Source organism: Streptococcus oralis, from assembly GCF_964238205.1.
Classification (GTDB): Bacteria; Bacillota; Bacilli; order Lactobacillales; family Streptococcaceae; genus Streptococcus; species Streptococcus oralis_CZ.
In genome coordinates this window covers 589,308-615,090 of the sequence record NZ_CAXSLF010000001.1, presented here as the reverse complement: position 1 = coordinate 615,090, position 25,783 = coordinate 589,308, and the positions used below count along the sequence as shown (strand labels likewise).

22 protein-coding genes and 2 pseudogenes are annotated in these 25,783 nt (G+C 41.3%); 23 read left to right on the top strand and 1 reads right to left on the bottom strand.

Translation table 11 applies throughout. The annotated features are described in order from the left end of the window. Nucleotides 1-28 precede the first annotated feature (28 nt). From pabB to ACESOD_RS03135, 5 genes are all read left to right on the top strand, one after another. On the top strand, nucleotides 29-1,750 hold the full coding sequence (gene pabB / locus ACESOD_RS03155; RefSeq protein ID WP_373093951.1) for an aminodeoxychorismate synthase component I: 1,722 nt from the start codon (nucleotides 29-31) through the stop codon (nucleotides 1,748-1,750). After that, the gene (locus tag ACESOD_RS03150) at nucleotides 1,751-2,374 is read left to right on the top strand and encodes an alpha/beta fold hydrolase (RefSeq protein ID WP_373093949.1); all 624 of its coding nucleotides are present in this window, start codon (nucleotides 1,751-1,753) and stop codon (nucleotides 2,372-2,374) included. It begins immediately after the preceding gene. A gap of 43 nt (nucleotides 2,375-2,417) precedes the next feature. Then, nucleotides 2,418-3,263: an excalibur calcium-binding domain-containing protein gene (locus tag ACESOD_RS03145; RefSeq protein WP_373093948.1), complete on the top strand. Its 846-nt coding sequence runs from the start codon at nucleotides 2,418-2,420 to the stop codon at nucleotides 3,261-3,263. Nucleotides 3,264-3,366: 103 nt separating this feature from the next. Continuing rightward, nucleotides 3,367-4,326: an ROK family glucokinase gene (locus tag ACESOD_RS03140; RefSeq protein WP_000078556.1), complete on the top strand. Its 960-nt coding sequence runs from the start codon at nucleotides 3,367-3,369 to the stop codon at nucleotides 4,324-4,326. A gap of 101 nt (nucleotides 4,327-4,427) precedes the next feature. Then, entirely contained in the window at nucleotides 4,428-5,267 is an 840-nt protein-coding gene (locus ACESOD_RS03135) for a thymidylate synthase (protein ID WP_006148085.1), read from the top strand. Nucleotides 5,268-5,383: 116 nt separating this feature from the next. On the opposite strand, the gene ACESOD_RS03130 is transcribed toward ACESOD_RS03135, so the two are convergent. After that, a complete protein-coding gene (locus ACESOD_RS03130) occupies nucleotides 5,384-5,554 on the bottom strand; it encodes a DUF3042 family protein (protein WP_001051776.1) in 171 nt (56 codons plus the stop codon). Nucleotides 5,555-5,674: 120 nt separating this feature from the next. On the opposite strand from ACESOD_RS03130, the gene miaA reads away from it, so the two are divergent. The 18 genes and pseudogenes from miaA to ACESOD_RS03040 all read left to right on the top strand — a co-directional run bounded on the left by miaA (nucleotide 5,675) and on the right by ACESOD_RS03040 (nucleotide 25,564). Continuing rightward, nucleotides 5,675-6,559: a tRNA (adenosine(37)-N6)-dimethylallyltransferase MiaA gene (gene miaA, locus ACESOD_RS03125; RefSeq protein ID WP_373093946.1), complete on the top strand. Its 885-nt coding sequence runs from the start codon at nucleotides 5,675-5,677 to the stop codon at nucleotides 6,557-6,559. Next, nucleotides 6,552-7,790, top strand: a complete 1,239-nt coding sequence (hflX, locus tag ACESOD_RS03120; protein ID WP_373093944.1) for a GTPase HflX — start codon at nucleotides 6,552-6,554, stop codon at nucleotides 7,788-7,790. The genes miaA and hflX overlap by 8 nt, the downstream gene beginning before the upstream one ends. Then, a complete protein-coding gene (locus ACESOD_RS03115) occupies nucleotides 7,783-8,406 on the top strand; it encodes a cystathionine beta-lyase (RefSeq protein ID WP_373093943.1) in 624 nt (207 codons plus the stop codon). The genes hflX and ACESOD_RS03115 overlap by 8 nt, the downstream gene beginning before the upstream one ends. Before the next feature lie 10 nt (nucleotides 8,407-8,416). Further along, entirely contained in the window at nucleotides 8,417-9,346 is a 930-nt protein-coding gene (gene rnz, locus ACESOD_RS03110; RefSeq protein WP_373093942.1) for a ribonuclease Z, read from the top strand. A gap of 20 nt (nucleotides 9,347-9,366) precedes the next feature. Then, on the top strand, nucleotides 9,367-10,122 hold the full coding sequence (locus ACESOD_RS03105; protein ID WP_373093940.1) for an SDR family NAD(P)-dependent oxidoreductase: 756 nt from the start codon (nucleotides 9,367-9,369) through the stop codon (nucleotides 10,120-10,122). A gap of 201 nt (nucleotides 10,123-10,323) precedes the next feature. Next, a complete protein-coding gene (locus ACESOD_RS03100; RefSeq protein ID WP_373093938.1) occupies nucleotides 10,324-10,893 on the top strand; it encodes an SMI1/KNR4 family protein in 570 nt (189 codons plus the stop codon). A gap of 18 nt (nucleotides 10,894-10,911) precedes the next feature. Continuing rightward, on the top strand, nucleotides 10,912-11,349 hold the full coding sequence (locus tag ACESOD_RS03095; RefSeq protein WP_373093936.1) for a hypothetical protein: 438 nt from the start codon (nucleotides 10,912-10,914) through the stop codon (nucleotides 11,347-11,349). A 2-nt stretch (nucleotides 11,350-11,351) separates the two neighbouring features. After that, on the top strand, nucleotides 11,352-12,416 hold the full coding sequence (locus ACESOD_RS03090) for an ankyrin repeat domain-containing protein (RefSeq protein WP_373093934.1): 1,065 nt from the start codon (nucleotides 11,352-11,354) through the stop codon (nucleotides 12,414-12,416). A 44-nt stretch (nucleotides 12,417-12,460) separates the two neighbouring features. Continuing rightward, complete coding sequence (locus ACESOD_RS03085; RefSeq protein ID WP_373093932.1) at nucleotides 12,461-13,048, top strand: SMI1/KNR4 family protein; 588 nt, start codon at nucleotides 12,461-12,463, stop codon at nucleotides 13,046-13,048. Then, a complete protein-coding gene (locus ACESOD_RS03080; RefSeq protein ID WP_373093930.1) occupies nucleotides 13,045-13,794 on the top strand; it encodes a hypothetical protein in 750 nt (249 codons plus the stop codon). The genes ACESOD_RS03085 and ACESOD_RS03080 overlap by 4 nt, the downstream gene beginning before the upstream one ends. A gap of 18 nt (nucleotides 13,795-13,812) precedes the next feature. Next, a complete protein-coding gene (locus ACESOD_RS03075; RefSeq protein WP_373093928.1) occupies nucleotides 13,813-14,769 on the top strand; it encodes a hypothetical protein in 957 nt (318 codons plus the stop codon). Between the two features lie 151 nt (nucleotides 14,770-14,920). After that, the gene (locus ACESOD_RS03070; RefSeq protein ID WP_373093926.1) at nucleotides 14,921-15,250 is read left to right on the top strand and encodes a hypothetical protein; all 330 of its coding nucleotides are present in this window, start codon (nucleotides 14,921-14,923) and stop codon (nucleotides 15,248-15,250) included. A gap of 6 nt (nucleotides 15,251-15,256) precedes the next feature. Beyond that, a complete protein-coding gene (locus ACESOD_RS03065) occupies nucleotides 15,257-15,451 on the top strand; it encodes a helix-turn-helix transcriptional regulator (protein WP_033584559.1) in 195 nt (64 codons plus the stop codon). Between the two features lie 239 nt (nucleotides 15,452-15,690). After that, nucleotides 15,691-17,439 carry a glycoside hydrolase family 13 protein gene (locus ACESOD_RS03060; protein ID WP_060956050.1) on the top strand — a complete coding sequence of 583 codons (1,749 nt, stop codon included), beginning with the start codon at nucleotides 15,691-15,693 and terminating at the stop codon, nucleotides 17,437-17,439. Between the two features lie 15 nt (nucleotides 17,440-17,454). Next, nucleotides 17,455-18,012: an SMI1/KNR4 family protein gene (locus tag ACESOD_RS03055; protein ID WP_373093924.1), complete on the top strand. Its 558-nt coding sequence runs from the start codon at nucleotides 17,455-17,457 to the stop codon at nucleotides 18,010-18,012. Nucleotides 18,013-18,526: 514 nt separating this feature from the next. After that, nucleotides 18,527-18,694: pseudogene (locus ACESOD_RS03050) on the top strand (YSIRK-type signal peptide-containing protein); the annotation flags it as partial. Between the two features lie 210 nt (nucleotides 18,695-18,904). Next, nucleotides 18,905-25,019: pseudogene (gene bgaA / locus ACESOD_RS03045) on the top strand (LPXTG-anchored adhesin/beta-galactosidase BgaA); the annotation flags it as partial. Beyond that, a complete protein-coding gene (locus ACESOD_RS03040; protein ID WP_373094070.1) occupies nucleotides 24,995-25,564 on the top strand; it encodes an SIALI-17 repeat-containing surface protein in 570 nt (189 codons plus the stop codon). The pseudogene bgaA and the gene ACESOD_RS03040, both read left to right, overlap by 25 nt. The last annotated feature ends 219 nt before the right edge of the window (nucleotides 25,565-25,783 follow it).

The following is a 25,783-nucleotide window of genomic DNA, read 5'->3' as shown; positions in this document are numbered from 1 at the left end:
GGTCTGGCTTTTATGGTATACTTAAGATATGCATAGAAAAACAGTGATTGATTTCAGGGCTTTGGGCGAGCGATACACCTTTACCCAGCCTATTAAAGAGTTAAAAACCAGAGATTTAGCAGAAGTGGCAGACCTGCTGGCACAAGTGGAAAGCTACCAAGAGCAAGGCTATTATGTGGTAGGTTATATCAGTTATGAGGCTGCGCCAGCTTTTGAGGAAAAATTAGCGGTCCACAAGGCTCCCTTACTGGAGGAGTATTTGCTTTACTTTACTGTTCATGACAAAGTTGAAACATCCAGTATTCCTCTGACTTATGAGGAGGTGGATTTGCCATCAAACTGGCAGAAAGTAACATCTGCAGAGGACTATGAAAAGGCCATTGCCCAGATTCACCATCATTTGCGACAGGGCGATACTTATCAAGTCAATTATACGGTTCAACTCAAGCAGGAGTTGTCTGCCAATCCTTTTGCTATCTACAATCGTATGGTTGTCGAGCAGGAAGCGGGTTACAATGCTTATGTAGAGCATGACGACATGGCAGTGATTTCCATGAGTCCAGAACTTTTTTTTGAGCAAAATAGCCGTGAATTAACGACTCGCCCTATGAAGGGGACGACTAAACGGGGTCTGAACGACGTTGAAGACTTGAAGGAAGCGGCTTGGTTGGAGCAGGATCCAAAAAATCGTTCAGAAAACATGATGATAGTAGACCTCTTGCGAAATGATATGAATCGTATTTCTGAGGTTGGTAGTGAGCATGTGGAGCATTTATGCCAAGTAGAGCAGTATTCTACAGTGTGGCAGATGACTTCGACTATCAAGAGTCAGTTACAACCGGATGTTGATCTAGTAGAAATCTTCCGTTCGCTCTTTCCATGTGGCTCCATCACAGGAGCTCCCAAGATAGCGACCATGGAAATTATCAAAAACTTGGAACCGCAAGCTAGAGGAGTTTACTGTGGAACTGTTGGCCTCCTACTTCCCAATGGACGACGGATTTTCAATGTAGCTATTCGAACTATTCAACTGCATGGAGGGCAAGCTATCTATGGTGTCGGAGGTGGCATCACTTGGGATAGTACTTGGGAGTCAGAATACCGTGAAGTCCATCAAAAGGCAGCTGTTCTTTACCGAAAACAACCTCGTTTTCAATTGATTACGACAGGGAAAATCAGCCAGAAAAAATTGCTCTTTGAAAAGCAACATCTAGAAAGATTGAAAAAGGCTAGTCGTTATTTTGCCTTTCCATTTGACCAAGAAGTTTTGAAACAAAAAATAGAGAAGGAGTACCAGTCTTGTGGCGTCCATCAAGATTATCGGATACGAATCAGTCTCAGCAAATCTGGAGAGATTGAAATTGAACGACAAGTATTGACAACGCTTAGCTCTAGTTTTTGTCAGGCCAAGCTTTGTCAGCAAGAAGCTGATTTGGAGCAGGCCTTTACCTACTTTAAGACGACACACCGACCACATTTGACAGTGGGAGAGCAGGAAATCATCTATCACACTGCTGATGGAAAATTGCTTGAAACCTCTATTGGGAATCTGGTCTTAAAAATGAATAGCAAACTCTATACCCCACCTAGTAGTCTTGGCATTTTACCAGGGATTTATCGTCAACACTTGCTTGAAAATGGGCAAGTAGAAGAGAAGGTTTTGACCATAGAAGATTTGAAACAGGCAGAAGTCATTTATGCTTGTAATGCAGTAAGGGGCTTATATGAGTTGTCAGTAAGGGAGAACTAAATGAAATTAATATTTTTACATGGCCTAGGTCAGTCAGCGGAGAGTTGGAAAGAAGTGCAAGAGTTGCTTGCAGATTATCCCTCTGAAGCCCTAGACTTATTTCCTTCCGGAGTTGCTACCTACCAAGAAGCTAAGGAGCGCATTTATCAGCGCTTAACAGTGGAAACAGAACCTTTTGTCCTAATCGGTTTGTCCTTAGGGGCTGCCCTTGCATTGGAGCTTTCAAGTTCTGATATACCAAATCTTCAGGCCTTGGTTTTGTCAGGTTGCCCACTGAAACTAGCAGGTAACATTCCTTTTTACATTCAGTTGCTGATATTTAAACTACTCCCAAAAAGGATATTTGAGAAACAGGGAGCAGATAAAGCTCTTATGGTTGGAGTTTCTGAGGAATTAAAAACACTTGATTTAAGAGAGAGTGCACGGAATTGTCCCTATCCAAGCTTGTTAATTTGTGGTAGTCAGGATAAGCCTAATCTCAGTTCAATGAGAGCTATTCAAGAACTGATGCCAAATTCCCAGTTCCAGATTATCCCTGACGGCCCTCATGTTTTGAATAGGGCAAAACCAAAAGAGTTTGCAGAAATAACTAGAAGTTTTCTTGAATTGCAGAAACAAGTTTGATAAAATAATATTGAGATTGATATTATAATTTTAGGAGAAAATCATGAACAAACGTCGTTTATTAAAACTAGGCCTAGCTTCTTTACCTGCTCTAGCTTTGTTTTTACATCCAGTTGTGGCAGATGAAAGTATCCATTTTTCAAGCTGTAAGGAAGCTTGGGAGAATGGTTATGCAGATATTCATAAGGGAGAACCAGGGTATTCTGCTACTCTAGATAAGGATCATGATGGGATTGCCTGTGAATCGAAGAATGCGCCTAAGGGTGTTTTAAAAGAGAAAAAGTCGAGTACCTCTCAAGCTAACACCAATGTAGCACCAAATAGTGCAGCACCTACCACAAGTGTAGCAGCTGAAAGTGGCTGGGTTCGTCAAAATGGATCTTGGTACTATTTTTCTGAAAATGGAAAACCAGTAACAAATACTTGGCAGGGTGCTTACTATCTCAAGTCAGATGGAAGAATGGCTGAGAATGAGTGGGTACACGATAACTATTACCAAGCCTGGTATTACCTTAAATCAGATGGTTCTTATGCACGCAATACTTGGCAAGGAAGTTACTATCTCAAATCAGATGGTAAGATGGCTCAGGGTGAATGGCTTTATGATTCTTACTACAAAGCTTGGTATTACCTCAAATCAGATGGATCTTATGCGCATAATACTTGGCAAGGTGCCTATTACCTCAAGTCAAATGGGAAAATGGCTCAGAGTGAGTGGGTCTATGATTCTTCTTACCAAGCCTGGTATTACTTGAAATCAGATGGATCTTATGCTCGCAATGCATGGCAAGGAAATTACTATCTCAAATCAGATGGCAAAATGGCTAAGAATGAGCGAGTGGATGGCGGGCGCTATTATGTAGATGCTTCTGGTTTGTGGAAACCATAGAATAGAAAAAATTCTGTAAAGTTAATGCAAACCTCTGCATTGATAAGTAGTTTTTGTTATACTATTACTATAAGCATTTTCAATTAAGGATAAGGAGAAGACGATGAGTCAAAAGATTATTGGGATTGACCTTGGTGGGACTTCTATCAAGTTCGCTATTTTAACGCAAGAAGGAGAAATCCAAGAAAAATGGTCTATTAAGACAAACATTTTGGATGAAGGAAGCCATATCGTAGACGATATGATTGAAACTATTCAACACCGTTTGGGCTTGCTTGGATTGTCTGCTGAAGATTTCCGTGGAATTGGTATGGGGTCACCTGGTGTGGTTGACCGTGAAAAAGGGACTGTTATCGGTGCCTACAACCTCAACTGGAAAACTCTTCAACCAATCAAAGAAAAAATGGAAAAAGCCTTGGGGATTCCATTCTTTATCGACAATGACGCCAACGTGGCAGCTCTTGGTGAGCGTTGGATGGGTGCTGGTGACAACCAACCAGATGTTGTCTTTATGACACTTGGTACAGGTGTTGGTGGCGGTATCGTAGCAGAAGGCAAATTGCTTCACGGTGTTGCTGGTGCAGCAGGTGAGCTCGGCCATATCACTGTTGACTTTGACCAACCAATCGCATGTACTTGCGGTAAGAAAGGCTGTCTTGAGACAGTAGCTTCAGCGACAGGTATCGTTAACTTGACTCGTCGTTACGCAGATGAATACGAAGGCGATGCAGAGTTGAAACGCTTGATTGATGACGGAGAAGAAGTAACAGCTAAAACTGTCTTTGATTTGGCAAAAGAAGGAGACGACCTTGCCTTGATCGTTTACCGTAACTTCTCACGTTATTTGGGTATTGCATGTGCCAACATCGGTTCTATCCTAAATCCATCAACGATTGTTATCGGTGGTGGTGTATCTGCTGCGGGAGAATTCCTCCTCCAAGGCGTGCAAAAGGTTTATGATGAAAATACCTTCCCACAAGTCCGCACAACAACTAAATTGGCTCTTGCAACTCTAGGAAATGACGCTGGAGTGATTGGTGCTGCATCACTTGTATTGCAATAAATAAACATAAAAAGGAGAAAATTGCTTTCTGTAAGCGAGTGATTTTCCTCCTTTCTTTTTTTATGCTATACTAGTTAAGACAATAATTGAGGTGAGAGTAAATGACAAAAGCGGATAAGATTTTTAAAGAAAATATCGAGCGAATCCTGAATGAGGGTGTGTTTTCTGAGCAAGCTCGTCCCAAGTACAAGGATGGAACAGTGGCTAACTCCAAGTACATCACAGGTGCCTTTGCAGAGTATGATTTGTCTAAGGGTGAATTTCCCATCACAACTTTGCGTCCTATCGCTATTAAATCAGCTATTAAAGAAGTGCTTTGGATCTACCAAGATCAGACCAATAGTTTGGAAGTTCTCAATGACAAGTACAATGTTCACTACTGGAATGACTGGGAAGTTGGAGATACAGGGACTATTGGGGAACGTTATGGGGCTGTTGTTAAGAAGCATGACATCATTAACAAGATTCTCAAACAGTTAGAAGCCAATCCTTGGAACCGTCGCAATATCATCTCACTTTGGGATTATCAGGCTTTTGAGGAGACAGATGGCCTTCTTCCTTGTGCCTTTCAGACTATGTTTGATGTCCGTCGAGTTGATGGGGACATCTATCTGGATGCGACTTTGACCCAGCGTTCTAATGATATGCTAGTAGCTCACCACATCAATGCCATGCAGTATGTGGCTCTTCAGATGATGATTGCTAAACACTTTGGTTGGAAAGTTGGAAAATTCTTCTACTTTATCAACAACCTTCACATCTATGACAATCAATTTGAACAAGCTCAGGAATTGCTTCGTCGTGAGCCTTCAAATTGCCAACCACGTTTGGTCTTGAATGTACCAGACAAGACTAATTTCTTTGATATTAAAGCAGAGGATTTTGAGCTGGTTGATTATGATCCAGTCAAGCCACAGTTGAAGTTTGACTTGGCAATTTAATACTCTCTGAAAATCTCTTCAAACCACGCTAGATTCCTAGTTTCCTATTTGGTTTTTATTGAGTATAAAAGAATAGAAAAAAAGAAGTTGAGAAAAATCTCAACTTCTTTTGTTGCTTAGTGTGATACGCGACGACGCGCTGCTTTCTTACGATTTTCTTCGATGAAAGCTGCTTTTTGTTCTTCTGGTTCGATCACTTTCTTTTTAACTGCGTATACTGCACCTGCAACTGCAGCGACAGTTCCTGCAATACCTGTTACAAGACCTTTAGCGAATCCTTTAGCCATGAGTATTCCTCCTTTAACTTATAAATCAGCCAGCTACCTCAAGAGGTCGTATTTTTCTGACTGACCTTTTTATGATATAATAATAGTAACGAAAAAATGGGAATTTTTCAAGGAAAAAAGATGAAAACAAAAATAATTGTGATTGTTGGACCGACTGCAGTTGGAAAGACAGCTCTAGCCATTGAAGTTGCTAAGCATTTTAATGGCGAAGTTGTTAGTGGAGATAGCCAACAAGTCTATCGAGGACTAGATATTGGGACAGCCAAGGCTAGTCCGGAGGAGCAGGCAACTGTCCCTCATCATTTGATTGATGTGAGAGAAGTAACCGAGTCTTACTCGGCTTTTGATTTTGTTTCAGAAGCTAAGGCGGCCATTGAGGATATTCAAAGTCGTGGTAAACTTGCTATTATTGCTGGTGGGACAGGACTTTATATCCAAAGCCTGCTAGAAGGATATCATTTAGGTGGAGAGACACCACATGAGGACATTTTAGCCTATCGCGCTAGTCTAGAGCCTTTTTCGGATGAGGAGTTAGCCCATCTGGTGGATCAAGCAGGCCTTGAAATTCCCCAGTTTAATCGTCGTCGTGCTATGCGTGCCTTGGAAATTGCCCATTTTGGACAAGATTTGGGAAATCAAGAAAGTTTATATGAGCCTCTGATTATTTGCTTGGATGATGAGCGCAGTCAACTCTATGAGCGGATTAACCACCGAGTGGATTTGATGTTCGAAGCTGGACTTTTGGACGAAGCAAAGTGGCTCTTTGATCATTTTTCAAATGTGCAAGCTGCTAAAGGCATTGGCTACAAGGAACTCTTTCCCTATTTTCGAGGAGAGCAAAGTTTGGAGGAGGCTAGCGATAGTCTCAAGCAAGCGACACGCCGTTTTGCCAAGCGTCAGCTAACCTGGTTCCGTAATCGCATGCAGGTGACCTTTTATCAGATAGGAGAATCTGGTGTAAAAGAGCGAATTTTAAGCCAGATTGAGGAGTTTTTAAATGATTGAAACGGAGAAAAAAGAGGAGCGAGTCCTGCTGATTGGTGTTGAACTTCAGGGCATGGACAATTTTGACCTCTCCATGGAAGAGCTGGCGAGTCTGGCTAAGACGGCTGGTGCAGTTGTAGTCGATAGCTACAGACAAAAACGTGAAAAGTATGACTCCAAGACCTTCGTTGGCTCTGGTAAGTTGGAAGAAATTGCCCTCATGGTGGATGCAGAAGAAATCACCACTGTCATCGTCAACAACCGTCTGACCCCAAGGCAAAATGTCAATCTAGAAGAAGTTCTGGGTGTCAAGGTCATTGACCGTATGCAGTTGATTTTGGATATCTTTGCCATGAGAGCTCGAAGCCATGAAGGGAAGCTCCAAGTTCATCTAGCTCAGCTCAAATACCTCTTGCCTCGTCTAGTTGGTCAAGGGATTATGCTCAGCCGTCAGGCAGGGGGGATTGGTTCCCGTGGTCCAGGTGAAAGCCAGCTGGAGCTGAATCGTCGTAGTGTTCGCAACCAGATTACAGATATCGAGCGCCAGCTCAAGGTGGTTGAGAAAAATCGGGCGACAGTTCGAGAAAAACGGTTGGAGTCAAGTACTTTTAAGATTGGTTTGATTGGCTATACCAATGCTGGAAAGTCAACTATCATGAACACCTTGACCAGCAAGACCCAGTATGAAGCAGATGAGCTCTTTGCGACTCTGGATGCGACGACTAAGAGCATCCATCTTGGTGGCAATCTACAGGTAACCTTGACAGATACCGTTGGATTTATTCAAGACTTACCAACCGAATTGGTGTCAAGTTTCAAGTCGACCTTGGAAGAAAGCAAGCATGTAGACCTTCTGGTTCATGTTATCGATGCCAGTAATCCTTACCATGAGGAACATGAAAAAACAGTTCTTTCCATTATGAAAGACTTGGACATGGAGGATATTCCTCGCTTGACCCTTTATAATAAAGCGGATTTGGTGGAGGACTTTACGCCTACCCAAACGCCTTATGCACTGATTTCTGCTAAATCTAAGGATAGTCGCGAACAGTTGCAGGCTTTATTGCTGGATAAGATTAAGGAAATTTTTGAACCCTTTACTTTGCGTGTGCCTTTTTCTAAGTCTTACAAGATTCATGATTTGGAGAGTGTTGCTATCTTAGAAGAACGTGACTACCAAGATGACGGTGAAGTGATTACAGGCTACATTTCTGAGAAAAATAAATGGAGATTAGAAGAATTTTATGACTGATATCAAATCATTAGCTCTCAAGTATGGTGGCTATACAAGTTTAGACAAGGTCTATCTGGACCAGCTTTTAGCTGGTAGGTCTGAAGAGGAGCAACTAGCTCTCATTACACCTCCACCCAGCGTAGTGAATGCCTACTTTGCCGAGCTCTACCAGAAAAAGAGCCCCGAGGCTGCGACCGATTATTTTGCGGAAGTCAGTAAAGAATTAAACCTCTACAATGCTGAGCCAAATTTCACGGAAGAAAGCAAGCCCTTTATTCGGCTCAATCTGTCGGGTAAATCCTTTGGCTTTTGCTACGAGAAAGAAGGACTAGGTCGCATTTTCTCAGAGAACGAGGAAGCAATTACGGATGAATTACTCTTTGAGATTGCGCAAATTTTTCCCCATCAGCTAGTTTTTGTGGAGTCTGGGAAGATTTACATGAAGGCAATCGGAGAAGAGGAAGTTGTTAACGTTGAAAATCTCACAGCTTTGACAGATTTGGAAAGCTTGGCAGATGGAAGAAAGCGACTTAAAGGCTACAGCCAAGAGGATTTACTACAAGAAGCTAAAGCTTTTTCTGGCAAGTTTTATTATCGCTCGGAAAACCGCACTGCTATGTTATATATTAATTAGAAAGTATCGAATGGATATTCAATTTTTAGGAACGGGGGCTGGTCAGCCCTCTAAAGCCCGCAATGTTTCAAGTCTCGCCCTGAAACTCTTGGACGAGATTAACGAAGTTTGGCTCTTTGACTGTGGCGAAGGAACGCAAAATCGCATTCTGGAAACCACGATTCGACCACGTAAGGTCAGCAAAATCTTTATAACCCACTTGCACGGAGATCATATCTTTGGTTTGCCTGGTTTCCTATCTAGTCGTGCCTTTCAAGCCAATGAAGAGCAAACAGATTTGGAAATCTATGGTCCTCAAGGCATCAAATCTTTTGTCTTGACCAGTCTTCGTGTGTCTGGTTCACGTCTGCCCTATAAGATTCATTTCCATGAGTTTGACCAAGATTCTCTAGGGAAAATTCTTGAGACAGATAAATTCACGGTGTATGCGGAAGAGTTGGATCACACTATTTTCTGTGTGGGTTATCGTGTCATGCAAAAGGATCTAGAAGGGACCTTGGACGCTGAAAAACTAAAGACTGCTGGTGTACCATTTGGACCGCTTTTTGGAAAAATCAAAAACGGTCAGGATGTTGTATTAGAGGACGGCACCGAGATCAAGGCAGCAGACTACATCTCAGCTCCACGTCCAGGTAAGATTATCACTATCTTGGGTGATACTCGAAAAACGGATGCCAGTGTGCGTCTGGCTGTCAATGCGGATATCCTTGTCCATGAATCAACTTATGGCAAGGGCGATGAAAAAATTGCTCGCAATCATGGTCACTCTACTAACATGCAGGCAGCGCAGGTCGCAGTAGAAGCCGGTGCCAAACGGCTTTTGCTCAACCACATCAGTGCTCGTTTCCTATCAAAAGATATCAGCCAGCTCAAGAAAGACGCTGCTAGTATTTTTGAAAATGTTCATGTGGTTAAAGATCTAGAAGAAGTGGAAATCTAGAATCTCGAGAAAGGAAAAGTATGTCTACTATTCTCATTACAGGTGCCAGTGGTGGTCTAGCCCAAGAAATGGTCAAACTCTTGCCTCAAGACCAACTTATTTTGCTGGGTAGAAATAGAGAAAAATTAGTTCAACTATACGGAAATCATCCACAGGCAGAATTGGTCGAGATTGATATTACCGATGAGCAAGCCTTAGAAGGATTGGTAGCTGACCTCTATCTCCGTTATGGTAAGATTGATGTTTTGATTAACAACGCTGGTTATGGGATTTTTGAGGATTTTGACAAGATTTCTAATCAAGATATTCATCAAATGTTTGAGGTTAACACCTTTGCTCTCATGAATCTATCTCGTTTGGTTGCTTCTCGTATGAAGGAAATGCGAAAAGGTCATATCATCAATATCGTCAGTATGGCAGGATTGATAGCGACTGCTAGGTCCAGTCTATACTCTGCGACCAAGTTTGCGGCCATTGGTTTTTCAAATGCTTTGCGCCTTGAACTCATGCCCTATGGTGTCTATGTGACAACTGTTAATCCAGGACCTATCCGTACAGGATTTTTTGACCAGGCAGATCCAGATGGGACCTATCTCAAGTCGGTTGACCGTTTTCTATTGGAACCAGATGCTGTCGCGCAAAAGATTGTTAAGACCATCGGAAAAAACAAACGCGAGCTCAATCTCCCAATCTTGCTCAATCTAGCACACAAGTTTTACACCCTCTTTCCCAAGCTAGCAGATAAGTTGGCTGGGGGAACCTTTAATTATAAGTGAGAAGGCTGTTCCCTTGAGGAATGGCTTTTTGCTTTAATTAGGAGAAGTTGTTGACCAAAAAAATCCCTGAAAATACTGGTAGTTTATCCCTGTTAGATAGCTTTGAGGTATAATAGAGATAAGAACGTTCATTAGATAAATGAAGTCCCAAACCAGCTAGCTTACCCTAGATAATGACTCATGTATAGTCGGAGGTTGACAATGGAATTATTGACAATTGAACAAATCATTTCCCTTACCCAAGAAGAAACACAGGGGCTGGACCCTGAGATAAGAGAAGGGATTGTCCTGAACCAAACGGAAGTGCCCGTGTCTGAACTGGATCGTTTGAAAAAACAACTGCAAATCCAAGACTTGGATTCGATTTTTAGGAAATATATTTTGGCCTATAACTGGGGGCAGGTCGGTTTTTTAGGTTACCAGTTTGGATATGGGAACGACACTAGTCTTACTTGGCTAATCAATCGCAATCTGGAATACCATGATTACTCGACTCTACAAGAAAGAGGCTTGATCATCATTGCAAATGGAGATCCCTACACTATTTTGCTGGATTGTCAATCTGGGGCGGTCTATGCTCTTGATGCAGAGATGAACTATGATGAAAAAATATGGCTGGCACCAGATTTTCTAGCATTTGTTAGAGCCATGGGAACGGCTCAATCTGCAGTTTGGAAGGGTTATGAAAGTAACTTCATCCACTTGATGACTAGAAAAGGCCATGAGTCCAGTTTGATATTCTGGCAGAGTCTGGTCGGATTTTATGATTGAAAATAGAAGGAGCAGGTCATGGAATTTATTGTAGCTGAGGAAGGGATTCCTCAAAATATCGGAGGTCAGGGAGCCCTGATTGCCTATTATGGCAGTGAAATAGAATTTCATTATGAAACCGTGCCACCACACGGTGATGAGATTTTTTCTGCCAAGTTGCCTTTGTTGGGGCTTGATCTGCCCTTTTGGATCTATGGGAGAAATCTCATATTTTTAGATGCTTACTACCTCTTAGCAGAAACAGTTAAGAAAGGGACTTGGGATCCCATAACGAGTATGCTCATCAACATTCATACGGGGGAATACGCCAGCCTAGACCACTGGTACAATCATATATCTATTGAGCAAAACGGTCTTGAGTTGAAAAATGATTATGATGGACAAGTCCTGACTTTGAAAACGGTTGACAATCTTCAATGGCTTGCCCTAGATGCTGAATCAGAAGAAAGGAACTAAAAATGGCAAAGAAAAGAGTTACATTACCAAAAGAGTTTAAGGATTTAATGGATGAAGGAAATATTGAAGCCCTTAAAGCAGTCTATGATCGTTGTGAATTAACCGCTCATGATGGAAGATTTAGCTTATGTACACCTCTGCATATGGGAGGAGTTCCGGATGAATTGGTTATCTGGCTGGTAGAAAAAGGCTTAGATATTAATGTCCTAGATTATTATGGAGCGACTCCCTTGTACCGTCAAGCAATCTTGGGGAGAGATACAGTTAAACTCTTGCTCGAATTGGGGGCAGATATTGGAAAACCTAATACCTATGGTGAGACTCCCCTACATGTAGCAGCTGAGTTTTTCCATCCTAAGACTGTCAAACTTTTGATTGATAAGGGAGCAGATGTCAATGCTAAAAATGATATGGGAAGAACCCCACTAGCTTCAGTCTTGATGGTTTGTCGGGGAATCTATATTGCCCAAACAGCTGAAATTGCCTCTATGCTGCTGGATGCAGGTGCTAAGAAAACATCTGCTATGAAAGAAAAGGTTGAAAATATTGGTAAGGATTTTGAATTTCATAGAGAAGGGATCAATCCCGACTATCTAGAAGCAGCAGATCAGGGTCTAGAAAAACTTTATGCTTTGTTTGATGTTAAGCCAGTAGCCAAACGAATAACCCACGATGGAGTTTCTCCGATTCTCGTAAAAGAAGGTAGCTGGGAGGAGCAATATGAGGAACTATGGTCTTTCTTGATTCCTTCAAGTGGAGCAGCCAAAACTGTTCAGGGAGAAGTTATCCGTATCCCAGGCAGAGTTCGAGATGAACTGGATCGAAATGGTGGGGTCAACTGGGACAGGGACTATAGAAAAATGCTTCAGGCTCTCCCTCAATACTTGTCTCTAGGAATCCCTCTTTCAGAACAAGAATTATCAGAGACTAAAGAGCTTATTGCTCAAGTTCATGGGAAAGATTTTGATGACGAGCCTCGCCTAGACCGCCTGTGTCAGCTAGCTATTGCTTGGATTAAGCAAAATCCTGAACCCCTTCTCCTAGAAAAAACAAGTTATAAGCGCTAAAAAGCATTGGAAGACAGATAAAATAAAGAAATCATGGAGGGATTATGCAATTAATTGATCAAGTTAAAAAAATAGAAACTTATATTTGTGAGTGTTTTGAAGACTGGGATTTGGATGATCCTGTGGAAGAGGAATACCTAGATGATTATCAGGACATTTCTGGTGCTTCTGAGGAAGAGCTTCAAGCCTTTGAGGAAATATTTGGTATTCGTCTACCTAGTGACTTCAAAGAGCTTTATAGTTATAAAAATGGGAGTAAGTACCTCTCTATTTTACCTTGTGTAATTGACCAGAGAGATTTGACTTTTTCTCTCATGAGTCTACAGGAAATTGAGACTTGTAAAAAGTACTTTCAAAATAGAGATGCTCTGTTAACAGAATTTCCCGACTATTTTTCTAGTCAAGACCTAGAAAACATGCATGATAGTAGAATTAAGCCTTATCTTTTTAATAAAAAATGGCTTCCTTTTGCTCAGTATTGTGACTCTTGTTATCTTATGCTGGATTTTGATCCAGACCAGGAGGGTCAGGAAGGTCAGGTTATTTGCTACATCCATGATCCTGATCAGGTAATATATGCAGCAGAGAGCCTTACAAATTTGATTGAAGGGATAATGGAAGAAATCATATGAATGGACAAATGTATCAGATAGCCTGTATCGTGGCAGCAGCTAGGAAGGCTTTAAAAACTGATCAGGCAATCTTGTATCATCCTGACCAATATATCAATAAGATTTGCTTTCAAATTTTGCCGTCAGAAAAAGGGAAAACTGCAGAACTTTCTGTAGCTGATTGGTTTGAAAATCTTAAGGAAAAAGGTTTGAAGGACTTAAAATTATTTTGCCCTATCTCAGTAAATGACAGAGGTATTTTAGGTTTCTCCAATACGACACAGAGTTCAATTCTCTGTTTTTATAAAGATGGGAAGGCAAGTTATTTCCTACCAAATTGGGAAGCTGCTTCCGCAGGTAGGGGCTGGGATGTTACCTACACCGAGTATGAATGGGAAAGGTCTTCTCAAGACCTTCCCCACTATGAAAATAATATCGAAGAATTTAAGGACATATTGGCTCGTATAGAAGATTTAGCAAGTAAAATTGAATGTGAGAACTTTGCCAAAGTCTTTCACTCTGCTAGAAACTTTTTGCTAGACCCAGAATCTGGTAAAGGACTGGCAGACCCTCAAATTCCACTGCAACATCTAAGCATATTTAGAGCTGCAAGTGCAGCGGATGTTTTTGGAGGAATGGGCTCCTGGAATGATGAACCTGGATGGCTGGCACAAGATAAGGGACTTGGTCAACAATACGATGAACTTTCAGATCAATTGCTAAGAAATATTAGATCAGCCATTCTATTTGCCATCAACGAGTGGTGATGGATTAGGAGAGAGAAAATGGGGAAGTTAAAGTTAAGTCTATTGAATAAATGGGAACTAGACAAGGACTACAATAGTGTTTTCAATTCTGTCATGTTACATGATGGTCGAGCCTTTGTCTTGACTAGTGAGAAGGAAGCTTTTAATCGCTACTGTCTGCTTGAAGTATCACCTTTGGGTGTGAAGGAGATAGATGCTTGGGATTGTGACCATGTTTGGGAGGAAGAACCTCTACTCTTTACAGATGGACAAAATATTGGCATCATCAAGGCTGGCAAGGAAATAGTCTATTATACTGGTGATTTTTCTAATCCAGAAATCATTGCCATAAAGGATCCACAAAGTATACTTCCTAAAAAGGCACAAGAGAGATATTTTCAAATAGTATCAGATAGCGACCAGATACCCGTGTGTTTTGAAGATCAAGTTTATACCAATCAAGCAAGAAACTTTGCCCTTTTAGAATTTGATAGAGCGAAAAAGCAGGCGAAGTGGACCACTTATTCGCATATTGATAAAAAAGAGTTAACCTACCACGACACGAGCTCTGATGTTTGTCCTAAAATCGATAGTATGAAATCTTGGAAGCAAGAGCTCTATGCCTTTAGCTCTGGAGAAAGTCAAACCTCTGTCAATAAATGGGGCATGGACTATTATGCTCTTGTTAAAATCTCTAGTGATGGTCGTATTATCGAAAAGTTATTAGAATCTGAACATTTAAAGGCTTTAGGTAAAAAAGCTGGTGTCAATGGAATTTTTACGGATTCGCCTTATCTGATCCTGAGCCCCCTATTTAAGAATGATGATTGGAAGGGCAAGCAAAAGCTATTTTCTCTGGCAACAAGAGAATGGTGCGCTATAGCCTTGCCTAGAGGAATGAGTAAACACAAGCTTCAAAATATGACAGACAACTTTTGTTTAACCTTCCTTTACGACAGAGGATTAAAAGAACTTGCCCTTTGTCGGATTGACTAGGCTGTAAATCGGAGTTAGAAATATTCTTAGAACAGAAGAAAACAAAAAAGCCTAAAAATGTTAAAACATCTTGACATTTTATCGATTTAGAGTATAATAAACAATGTAAAGAGCTCTTGACATTGTTTTGACAGATTGGAGGAACAGGACTATGAGAAAAATGGATGAAATGGACAGAGCGATTCAGCTACGTTCTGAGGAATGGGGTTATAAAACGGCTCTATTTGGCTTATGTGGGTGGACAGTATTTAATATTTATCAATCTATTACAAAAGGCATTGAACTTGAAATGTTACCATGTCTGATTTTATGTTTATCTATTTCTGTTCAAGGATTTGCACAAACTGCCATAAAACAGAAAATGATTGATGGTGATGAAGATTTTAAAGAACCTAATAAACTTGTTCAAGGAATATTTTTGATGGTTGTTATCCTTATCGTAGTTTTGGCAATTGGCATTTATTGTTTTCAGAAAGACTAATGCTGTATGAAAAATAATATCAAACAGCTAAGAAAGTCTGAAGGACTACGTCAGGAAGATATGGCAAAAATATTAGGCGTTAGTCGACAAACCATTATTGCTATCGAGAATGACAAGTACAATCCTACACTTGAACTAGCAATGAAAATTGCAAGGTTGCTACAACTACATGTTGAAGAAATTTTCATTTTAGAAGATTAAAGATATCAGATAGCATTTATTCTAATCATCTGATTCGTAATGATGGAGAGTTTTCCGGTTCATGGAAACTCTCTTTTAAAGCTCATAAAGAGTCTACTCAATTTTACCCTTGTCCATCTATATATCTATCGTAAAACTGGTATAAAAATTGCAAATCGAATCTTAAAATAGTATACTAGAACTAGCAATTATGAAAATGTTTGCACTTTTGTTGATGATGATTATTTAGGAGACAAGACATGGAATTAACAGCCATTTATCATAGACCAGAATCAGAGTATGCTTATCTTTATAAGGAAGGTCAGCTACATATTCGAATTAGAACCAAGAAAAATGATGTCCAGCAGGTCATTCTACACTATGGTGATCCCTTTATTTTTATTGAGGATAAGTATGAAGCTAAGAATGAAATGACCAAAGTAACCTCAGACGCCTTGTTTGATTATTGGCAGGTTACAGTATCGGTTGATTTTGCACGGATTCAGTATCTCTTTGAACTTCTTGATAAGGAAGGTCAGGGAGTCTTCTACGGAGATAAGGGTTGTGTAGAACATACTCAAGAAAACTTGGATGCTGAAGGAAATGGCTTTAAACTTCCTTACATTCACGAAATCGATGGTTGCCAAGTTCCAAGCTGGGTTTCAAATACCGTTTGGTACCAGATTTTTCCAGAACGCTTTGCTAATGGAAATCCTAATTTGACTCCTGATGGAGCTCGAGCGTGGGATGCAGAGATTTCTCCTGAAAGGGATGATTTTTTTGGTGGAGATTTGCAAGGGATTATTGACCATTTAGACTATCTTAAAGATTTGGGAATCACTGGACTTTATCTATGTCCGATTTTTGAAGCTACAACCAATCACAAGTACGATACGACGGATTATTTTGAAATTGACCGTCACTTTGGAGACAAGGAAATCTTTCGTAATCTAGTCGAGGAAGCCCATAAACGGGGCATCAAAATCATGTTAGATGCAGTGTTTAACCATATCGGAGATCAGTCAGCCCAATGGCAGGATGTTCTAAGGAATGGAGAAAATTCCCCTTATAAAGATTGGTTTCATATTCAAGAATTTCCAATTACTGAGGATAAGCTTAAGAAGGCCAGAGAATTACCTTATCATACCTTTGCCTTTGCTAGCTATATGCCTAAGTTAAATACAGCTAACCCTGAAGTCAAAGACTATCTTTTGAGGGTTGCAACCTACTGGATTGAAAATTTTGATATCGATGCTTGGCGTTTGGACGTTGCAAATGAAATTGACCACCAGTTCTGGAGAGATTTCAGAAAGGCAGTTCTTGCTAAAAAGCCTGATTTGTACATATTAGGTGAAATCTGGCATACCTCACAACCTTGGCTACAAGGAGACGAGTTCCATGCTGTTATGAACTATCCACTCTCTGAAAGTATCAAGAATTATTTCTTGCGTCAGCATAAAAAGACAGAGCAGTTTATTTCAGAAATCAACAGCCAGTCTATGTACTACAAGCAACAAATTGCTGAAGTTATGTTTAACCTTTTAGATTCTCATGATACAGAGCGTATCCTCACAACTGCAAAAGGAAATGTGCAGCATGTCAAGGCAGCCCTTGTCTTCCTCTACCTTCAAAAAGGGACCCCTTGTATCTATTACGGAACAGAGCTGGCACTTAAAGGGGGACCAGACCCTGACTGCCGTCGTGTCATGCCTTGGAACCGTGTTTCTGAGGACAATGATATGCTGAATTTCATAAAGCAATTAATCAAGGTCCGTAAGGAAGTGGCAAGCATGATCCAGCATGGTTCCTATAGCTTGCAAGAAGTGAAACCAGATGTTCTAGCATTAACGTGGAACTACGAAGGGAAAGAAGTTCAGGCTATCTTTAACCAGTCTCCTGAGAATTTTGTTTTAGAAAGAGACTCTGTTGATTTAGCGAGTCATTGCCAGCTTGAAGATGGACATCAAGTCATCTTACCAGATGGATTTGTGGTCTATATTTCTGAGTAAAAAAGGATTAAAATAATGGCACTCAAGGAAGTTTATGATTATTTTCGTCACTATGATAAGGAAACTTATCAAGTTGTCGCCTGCATGGGCAATGAACCATCGGAAGAAGATGTTCAGGATTTTGAAATTCAATACGGCATTCGTCTGCCAGAAGATTTCAGGGAATTCACCATGTCATCTCTGGGAGGTCTCTTTATGGAAGTCAGGGAAGAGCTATGGCCAAGAGCCAAGGCTTACGATGTAGCCCCTTTTTGGACCTTCTGCCGAGGTATCAAGGTCTTGGGGATCGCCAATGGCATCCCAGACTTCTTAGACATTCGAATAAAAACCAAGGAATTACATGATTTAGGGTTTGTTGACTATATTCCATTTCTGTCTATCATCGGGGATGGAGATGTGATTTTCTGCTTTGATAAGGACAATCATATAGTAGCTCTAAATTGGTATAATAGTGGCGAAACTGAAGAGCTTGAATGTGATTTTTCAGAGCTTTTGCTTCAGCAAATTGCCGAGTTAGAAGAACGTAAAAATGAGATGGTCAAGCTACTGGAAAAGGGGAAAACAAGTCAATAATCTAATAGGAAATGTTAGTTTGATAGACCGTAAAAGAGGTTGGGATAAAAGATCCCGACCTCACTTTTTATTAGCAATCAAACTTTGACGCGGTAGCTGATTGAACTTTCTGTTCGTCTTTTATACTCTTCGAAAATCTCTTCAAACCACGTCAGCGTCGCCTTGCCGTACTCAAGTACAGCCTGCGGCTAGCTTCCTAGTTTGCTCTTTGATTTTCATTGAGTATTAGACTCCAAAAATCTCCTAATCATCCTCGCGGGGCTGGGACTACGAAATCGAGACTTTGTCTATCGATTTCTGTCCCACTGCCTTTTTTAGTAAAATCATTCACTAAATGTACATTCAGATTTTCAAAGTTTTCTACTAATTATAGAAAAAAGAATCAAAAGTATGATTTTTATGCTGCCAGTATTGAAGTTTCTTATATTATTTTATAAAATAGAAGCAAAATACTACTGAAAAAGTAGAGCGCTTACATAAAATTGGAAGCGGTTACGAATATAAGGAGGATCTTATGGGAAAAGATCATTGGAATCGAAAAAGAGTGTACAGTATCCGAAAATTTACCGTTGGAACTTGCTCTGTAGTTATCGGCACTTGCTCAGTCTTATTTGGAGCAAGTGTAGCTGGTGCAAACCAAGTTTCAGCTGATGAAACTCCAATTGCAGTTGCTGCAGAAAAAGTAGAGGATGATTCTCATAAAGAGGAACTTGGTGAAACAAGAAGTCTAGAACAACCGGCATCAACTGAATCAGCTGCAAGTGAAGTTGCTACACCAGCTCATGCAGTTGAAAAGGCACAGGACGACCAAACTGTACAGTCAGATTCTGACAAAAAAGAGGATTCCATCTTAGATAAGAAACCTCAAGCAATTACTCAAGATCAATCTGCTCAAACGGAAAAACCGGACCTAAAACCGGCTACCAGTGAGGAGGTAAATCAATTGGTTGAGGACCGTAAAATAGAATTTAACCAAAACTGGCATTTTAAACTCAATGCCAATGCCAAAGACGCTATCAAACCAGATGCAGATGTATCAAGCTGGAAGAAATTAGACCTTCCTCATGACTGGAGTATCTACAATGACTTCGATCATGATTCTCCTGCCCAAAACGAAGGTGGCCAACTCAATGGTGGTGATGCTTGGTATCGCAAGACCTTTAAACTAGATGAAAAAGACCTTAACAAGAATGTTCGCCTAGTCTTTGATGGTGTTTATATGGATTCGCAAGTCTATGTAAACGGTCAGCTAGTTGGTCACTATCCAAATGGTTACAACCAATTCTCTTATGACATCACTGATTATCTCAATAAAGACGGTCGTGAAAATGTCGTGGCTGTACATGCGGTCAATAAACAACCAAGTAGCCGTTGGTACTCAGGAAGTGGTATTTACCGCGATGTTACCCTTCAAGTCACAGATAAGGTTCATGCTGAGAAAAATGGAACAACGATCTTAACACCAGACCTTGAAAAACAACAAAATGGTAAGGTTGATACTCATGTAACAAGTAAGATCGTCAATACAGATGACAAAGATCATGAAATTGTTGCTGAATACCAAATTATTGAAAGAAATGGTCAGGCTGTAACGGACGTGGTTCGTACAGATAGCCAAGTCTTGAAAGCTCATCAATCAACTAGCCTAAATGCTATTTTACAAGTTGAGAAACCAAAACTCTGGACAGTCCTTAACGATAAACCAGCTCTTTATGAATTAGTGACTCGTGTTTATCGTGACGGCCAATTGGTCGATGCCAAGAAGGACTTGTTTGGTTACCGTTACTATAACTGGACACCAAATGAAGGCTTCTCTTTGAATGGTGAACGCATTAAATTCCATGGAGTTTCTCTTCACCACGATCACGGAGCTCTAGGGGCTGAAGAAAATTATAAGGCAGAATACCGTCGTCTGAAACAGATGAAGGATATGGGTGTCAACTCTATCCGTACAACCCACAACCCAGCTAGTGAGCAGACCTTGCAGATCGCTGCAGAACTAGGTTTGTTGGTGCAAGAAGAAGCCTTCGATACTTGGTACGGTGGTAAGAAACAGTATGACTACGGACGTTTCTTTGACAAGGACGCTACTCACCCAGATGCTAAAAAAGGTGAAAAATGGTCTGACTTTGACCTACGTACAATGGTCGAAAGAGGCAAGAACAACCCTGCTATCGTCATGTGGTCTATCGGTAATGAAATCGGTGAAGCAGACGGAAAACCTCGTTCTCTAGCGACTGTTAAACGCTTGGTGCAAGTGATCAAGGCAGTTGATAAGACACGCTATGTCACTATGGGAGCAGACAAGTTCCGCTTTGGTGATGGTAGTGGTGATCATGAAAAGATTGCGAACGAACTTGATGCGGTTGGATTTAACTATTCAGAAGACAACTACAAGAAACTACGTGCTAAACATCCAAACTGGTTGATTTACGGATCAGAAACTTCTTCTGCAACTCGTACTCGTGGTAGCTACTTCCGTCCAGAAAGTGAGCTAGTTCATAGCAACCAAGCTTACCGTCATTATGAGCAATCAGACTACGGTAATGACCGTGTTGGTTGGGGTAAAACAGCTACAGCATCTTGGACATTTGACCGTGACAATGCAGGTTATGCTGGTCAGTTTATCTGGACAGGTACCGACTATATCGGTGAGCCTACTCCATGGCACAACCAAAACAACACACCAGTTAAGAGTTCTTACTTTGGTATCGTAGATACAGCTGGAATTCCTAAGAATGACTATTACTTGTACCAAAGCCAATGGGTTTCTGCTCAGAAGAAACCAATGGTTCACCTACTTCCTCACTGGAACTGGGAAGATCCTACTCTTAAAGCTAATGTAGCGGATGCAGATGGTAAAATTCCAGTCCGTGCTTACTCTAATGCTGCAAGTGTTGAGTTATTCTTGAACGGTGAATCTTTAGGCAAGAAGACATTTAACAAAAAACAAACTAGCGATGGACGTACTTACCAAGAAGGTGCCAATGCTAAGGAACTTTACCTTGAGTGGAAGGTTGCTTTCGAAGCTGGAACCTTGGAAGCAGTAGCTCGTGATGAAGCAGGTAATGAAATTGCTCGTGATAAGATTACGACTGCTGGTGAGCCTGCAGGTGTTCGTTTAGTCAAAGAAGAACATGCTATCGCAGCAGACGGAAAAGACCTTACTTATATTTACTATGAAATCGTTGACCAGGCTGGTAATGTAGTTCCTACAGCTAACAACCTTGTGCGCTTCCAGTTGCATGGTCAAGGTCAAATTGTCGGTGTGGATAACGGTGAACAAGCTAGCCGTGAGCGTTACAAAGAACAAGCAGACGGTTCATGGATCCGTAAGGCCTTCAATGGTAAGGGTGTTGTCATTGTCAAATCAACTGAGCAAGCAGGTAAATTCACTTTGACTGCCCACTCTGATCTCTTGAAATCTGATCAAACAACCATTTTCACAGGTAAGAAAGACCAAGAAGAAAAAACTGTCTTAGGTACAGAAGTACCTAAAGTACGTACAGTTATCGGACAAGCACCAAAAATGCCTAAGAAAGTGGCATTTATCTACAGTGACGGCAGTCGTGCAAAACTTCCAGTAGAATGGTCAGCAGTTGATGTCAACGAACCAGGAATTGTGACTGTTAAAGGTGTGGCAGAAGGACGTGAAGTAGAAGCGCGTGTTGAAGTCTTGGCTCTCGAAGCAGAATTGCCTATAGTCAAGAGAATCGCTCCAAATACAGACCTAAATTCAGTTGACAAATCTGTTTCCTACGTATTGTCAGATGGTACTGTAGCAAGCTATGATGTTGATAAGTGGGAAATTGCAGCTGAAGATCAAGCTAAACTAGCAATCCCAGGATCACGCATTCAAGCAAAAGGTATTTTAGAAGATGAAGAAATCGCTGCGACCTTGGTAGTAGCAGAAGGTGAAGCTGCTAATCCAGTAGTTCCAAGTGTAACCGTAGCAGACCAAACTGTAGAAGGTCTTTCAACTGAGCAACCAGTAAAATACCACAAGCTTGCTTATGGCGCAGCTTTGCCAGAGGTTAAAGCTACGGCTGAAAATGCTCAAGTGACAGTTATTCAGGCTAATGAAGCAAATGGTATGCGTGCAAGCATCCATGTTCAACCAAACGATGGTGGCCCACTACAAACCTATGCTATCCAATTCCTACAAGAAGCTCCACAAATTGAACGTTTGAGCCTAGAGGTTGAAAATGCAGCCGCTTTGAAAGAGGACCAAACGGTTGGTATCAAGGTCTTGGCTCACTATCAAGACGGTACACAAGCAGTCTTGAAAGCTGATAAGGTTACCTTCTCAACTACAGGTGAAGGTGATGTAGCTGTTCGTAAAGGTATGCTTGAATTGCACAAACCTGGCCAAGTAACTCTGAAAGCTCAATTTGAAGGAGCAGAAGGTCAGATTGACTTGAACATTCAAGCAAATACTGAAAGCAAAGTCGTCCAAGCCATCCGTCCAGTTAGTGTCGTGACAGGTTTGAACCAAGAACCAAGTCTACCTGCTACTGTAACTGTAGAGTATGACAAAGGATTTCCGAAGGTTCACAAGGTGACTTGGCAAGCAGTTGCTAAGGAAGACCTTGCTAAATACCATAGTTTTGATGTCTTAGGTAAAGTTGAAGGAATTGAGAAAGAAGCACATGCTAAGGTATCTGTCGAAGGTATCATTGCTGTCGAAGAAGTGAGCGTAACTACTCCAGTTGCAGAAGCTCCTCAACTACCAGAGAGCGTTCGTACTTACCACTCAAATGGCCAAGTCTCTTCAGCTAAAGTAACTTGGGACGCAATTGAACCAAGTCAATACGCACAAGAAGGCAAGTTTACAGTGACAGGACATGTTGAAGGTACTCAACTACCAACTAAACTTCATGTTCGTGTGTCTGCTCAGACAGAAACTGGTGCTAATATTTCTGACCAGTGGACTGGTTCAGAATTGCCACTTGCCTTTGCATCAGACTCAAATCCAAGTGACTCAGTAGCCAATGTCAATGACAAACTAATTTCATATAACAACCAACCAGCAAACCGCTGGACAAACTGGAACCGTACAAGTGAAGCATCCGTAGGAATTCTCTTTGGTGACTCTGGTATCATGTCTAAACGATCAGTTGATAACCTCAATGTAGCCTTCCACGAAGACCACGGTGTTGGTGCACCTAAATCCTATGTCATCGAATACTATGTCGGTTCAGCAACTCCAACAGTTCCTAAGAATCCAAGCTTCGTAGCACGCGAAGACCATGTCTTTAATGACGATAAAAACTGGAAAGAAGTAACAAATCTCAAGGCTCCAGATCAAGTCAGAGCTGGAGAAATGACCCACTTTAGCTTTGATAAAGTCAACACTTACGCAGTTCGTATCCGCATGGTTAGACCAGATGGTAAATGGGGGACTTCTATTACAGAAATGCAAATCTTCTCTAAACAAGTAGCTGCAGCTAAGAATGCTCAAGCAAAAATCCAAGTAGATGGAAAAGATTTGCCAAACTTTAACCCAGGCTTGACTGACTACTATCTAGAAGCAAGACAAGGAAAAGCTCCAACTGTAACAGCAAGTGTCACTGAAAATGGTATTGCAACAGTTGTACCAAGCGTAGGTGAAGGAGATCCAGTTCGTGTTGTTGTCAAGGCTGAAAACGGAGATATCCTAGGTGAATACCGCCTACACTTCACAAATGATAGAGATTTGCTCGCAAGTAAACCTGTTGCTGTTGCCAAATCATCTCGTTTGGTTGCTAAAGGACAAACTCTTGAGCTACCAGCAAAAGTTCCTGTTTACTTCACAGGAAAATCTGACTATGAAGTCAAAGACTTGGCTGTTGACTGGGAAGCAATCCCAGCAGAGAATCTAACAAAAGCAGGTGAATTTACAGTTCATGGTCGCGTTTTGGGTACTGATTTAACTGCTGAAGTGGCTGTACGTGTGACAGACAAACTCGGTGAAAACCTTTCAGACAACCCAGACTTCGATGACGATAGCAACCGTTCATTTGCCTCAGCAACTAACGATATTGATCCAAACTCTCATGACCGTGTAGATTATGTTAACGATGGTTCAGATGATGAAAGCCGTCGTTGGACTAACTGGTCTCCAACTCCATCTGAAAATCCAGAAGTTTCAGTAGGGGTTATCTTCAGAGAAAATGGTAAGATTGTTGAACGTACAGTAGCTGAAGGAAGCATTCGCTTCTTTGCAGATGGTGGAACAGACGCCCCTTCTAAACTCGTCCTAGAACGCTATGTGGGACCAGAATTTGATTCACCAGAATATTACTCTAACTATCAACCATACGATCCAGAACATCCATTCAACACTCCTTCTAACTGGGAGAAAGTTGAATACCGTGCGGATCAAGAGATTCAAGCGGGAACCGATATCCATGTAACCTTTGCTCCAGTCAAAGCTAAGGCTATGAGATGGCGCATGGATAGAAAAGCTGATAAGAAGGGTGTTGCTATCACTGAATTGACCTTCATTGCACCAAGTGAAGAACCTAAGGATAGTACAGTTGCAAAACTTCTTGTGGATGGTAAAAAGATTGCTGACTTCTCTGAAGATCGTGTGGATTACCAAGTAACCTACAGTGGAAATCGTCCTCAAGTAACAGTAGAAGCTGGTGAAAACGTAGCAGCAACTATTGTTGATAGTGGTGATGATAAACTTCCAGTCTTGATTCATCTTGTATCAGAAAGTGGTAAACAGGTCAAGGAATACCGTATCCAATTGACCAAAGAAAAGGTTGAAACTGGAAAAGTTGCCCCAGCTGTTCAGGAAGAGCTTCCTAGCCTAGAAGTGGTAGAAGAAGCTCTCAGCTTCAAGACAGTGAAGAAAGAAGATCCAGCTCTAGCAGAAGGTGAAACTCGTGTAACTCAAGCAGGTCGTGAAGGTACAGAACGTATCCTGACTGAAGTAGCACTAGATGGAAGCCGTACTGAAAAACTTCGCGAAACTATTGAAGCACCGCAAGATGAGATTGTCTTAGTCGGAACTAAGAAAGAAGTATCTGGTAAAACAGATCCAGCTATCCATGAAGTTCCAGAATTTACAGGCGGTGTCAATGGAGCAGAAGCAGCTGTTCATGAAGTCCCAGAGTACTCAGGAGTCATTGGCACAGCAGGTGATGAGCCAGCACCAGTAGTAGAGGTTCCAGAATTTACAGGCGGTGTCAATGGGGCAGAAGCTGCTGTTCATGAAGTCCCAGAGTTCACTGGTCATGTAAATGGTTCAGAAGGAACTACCCATGAAGTTCCACACTTTGAAGGTGGCGTTCCTGGTGGAGAAGGGACTAGTCACCAAGTTCCAGAATTTACTGGACGTGTGAATGGTTCAGCCCCAACTACAGGTGAAACACCAGCATACAGAGATGAGCAGTCACAAGTAGCTCTTGCTATGTCACAAGACAAGACCTACCAAGCGCCTGCAAGTCGTCAAAATATTCTCCCTGAAACAGGTACTAAGGGAAATGCAACCCTTGCAACAGCAGGTCTTGTAGGAGCACTTCTTGGTCTCTTTGCAATGGGAAAGAAAAAAGAAGACGAATAAGATGATGTAAAAACATCTAAGTCATAGAGATTGGTTCAAGAGACTAATCTCGATCATAAAAAGCGGACAAAACTAGTTTTCTGATTTACAGAGGATGGTCTTGTTCGCTTTTTTGCTCATACATCAGTTGCTAAAAGAAGACCAGAGATGATATTCGACAAAAAACTAAAGTAACAAACTAGAGGAATTGCATCGGAAACATGGTGAGTAAGAAATGGC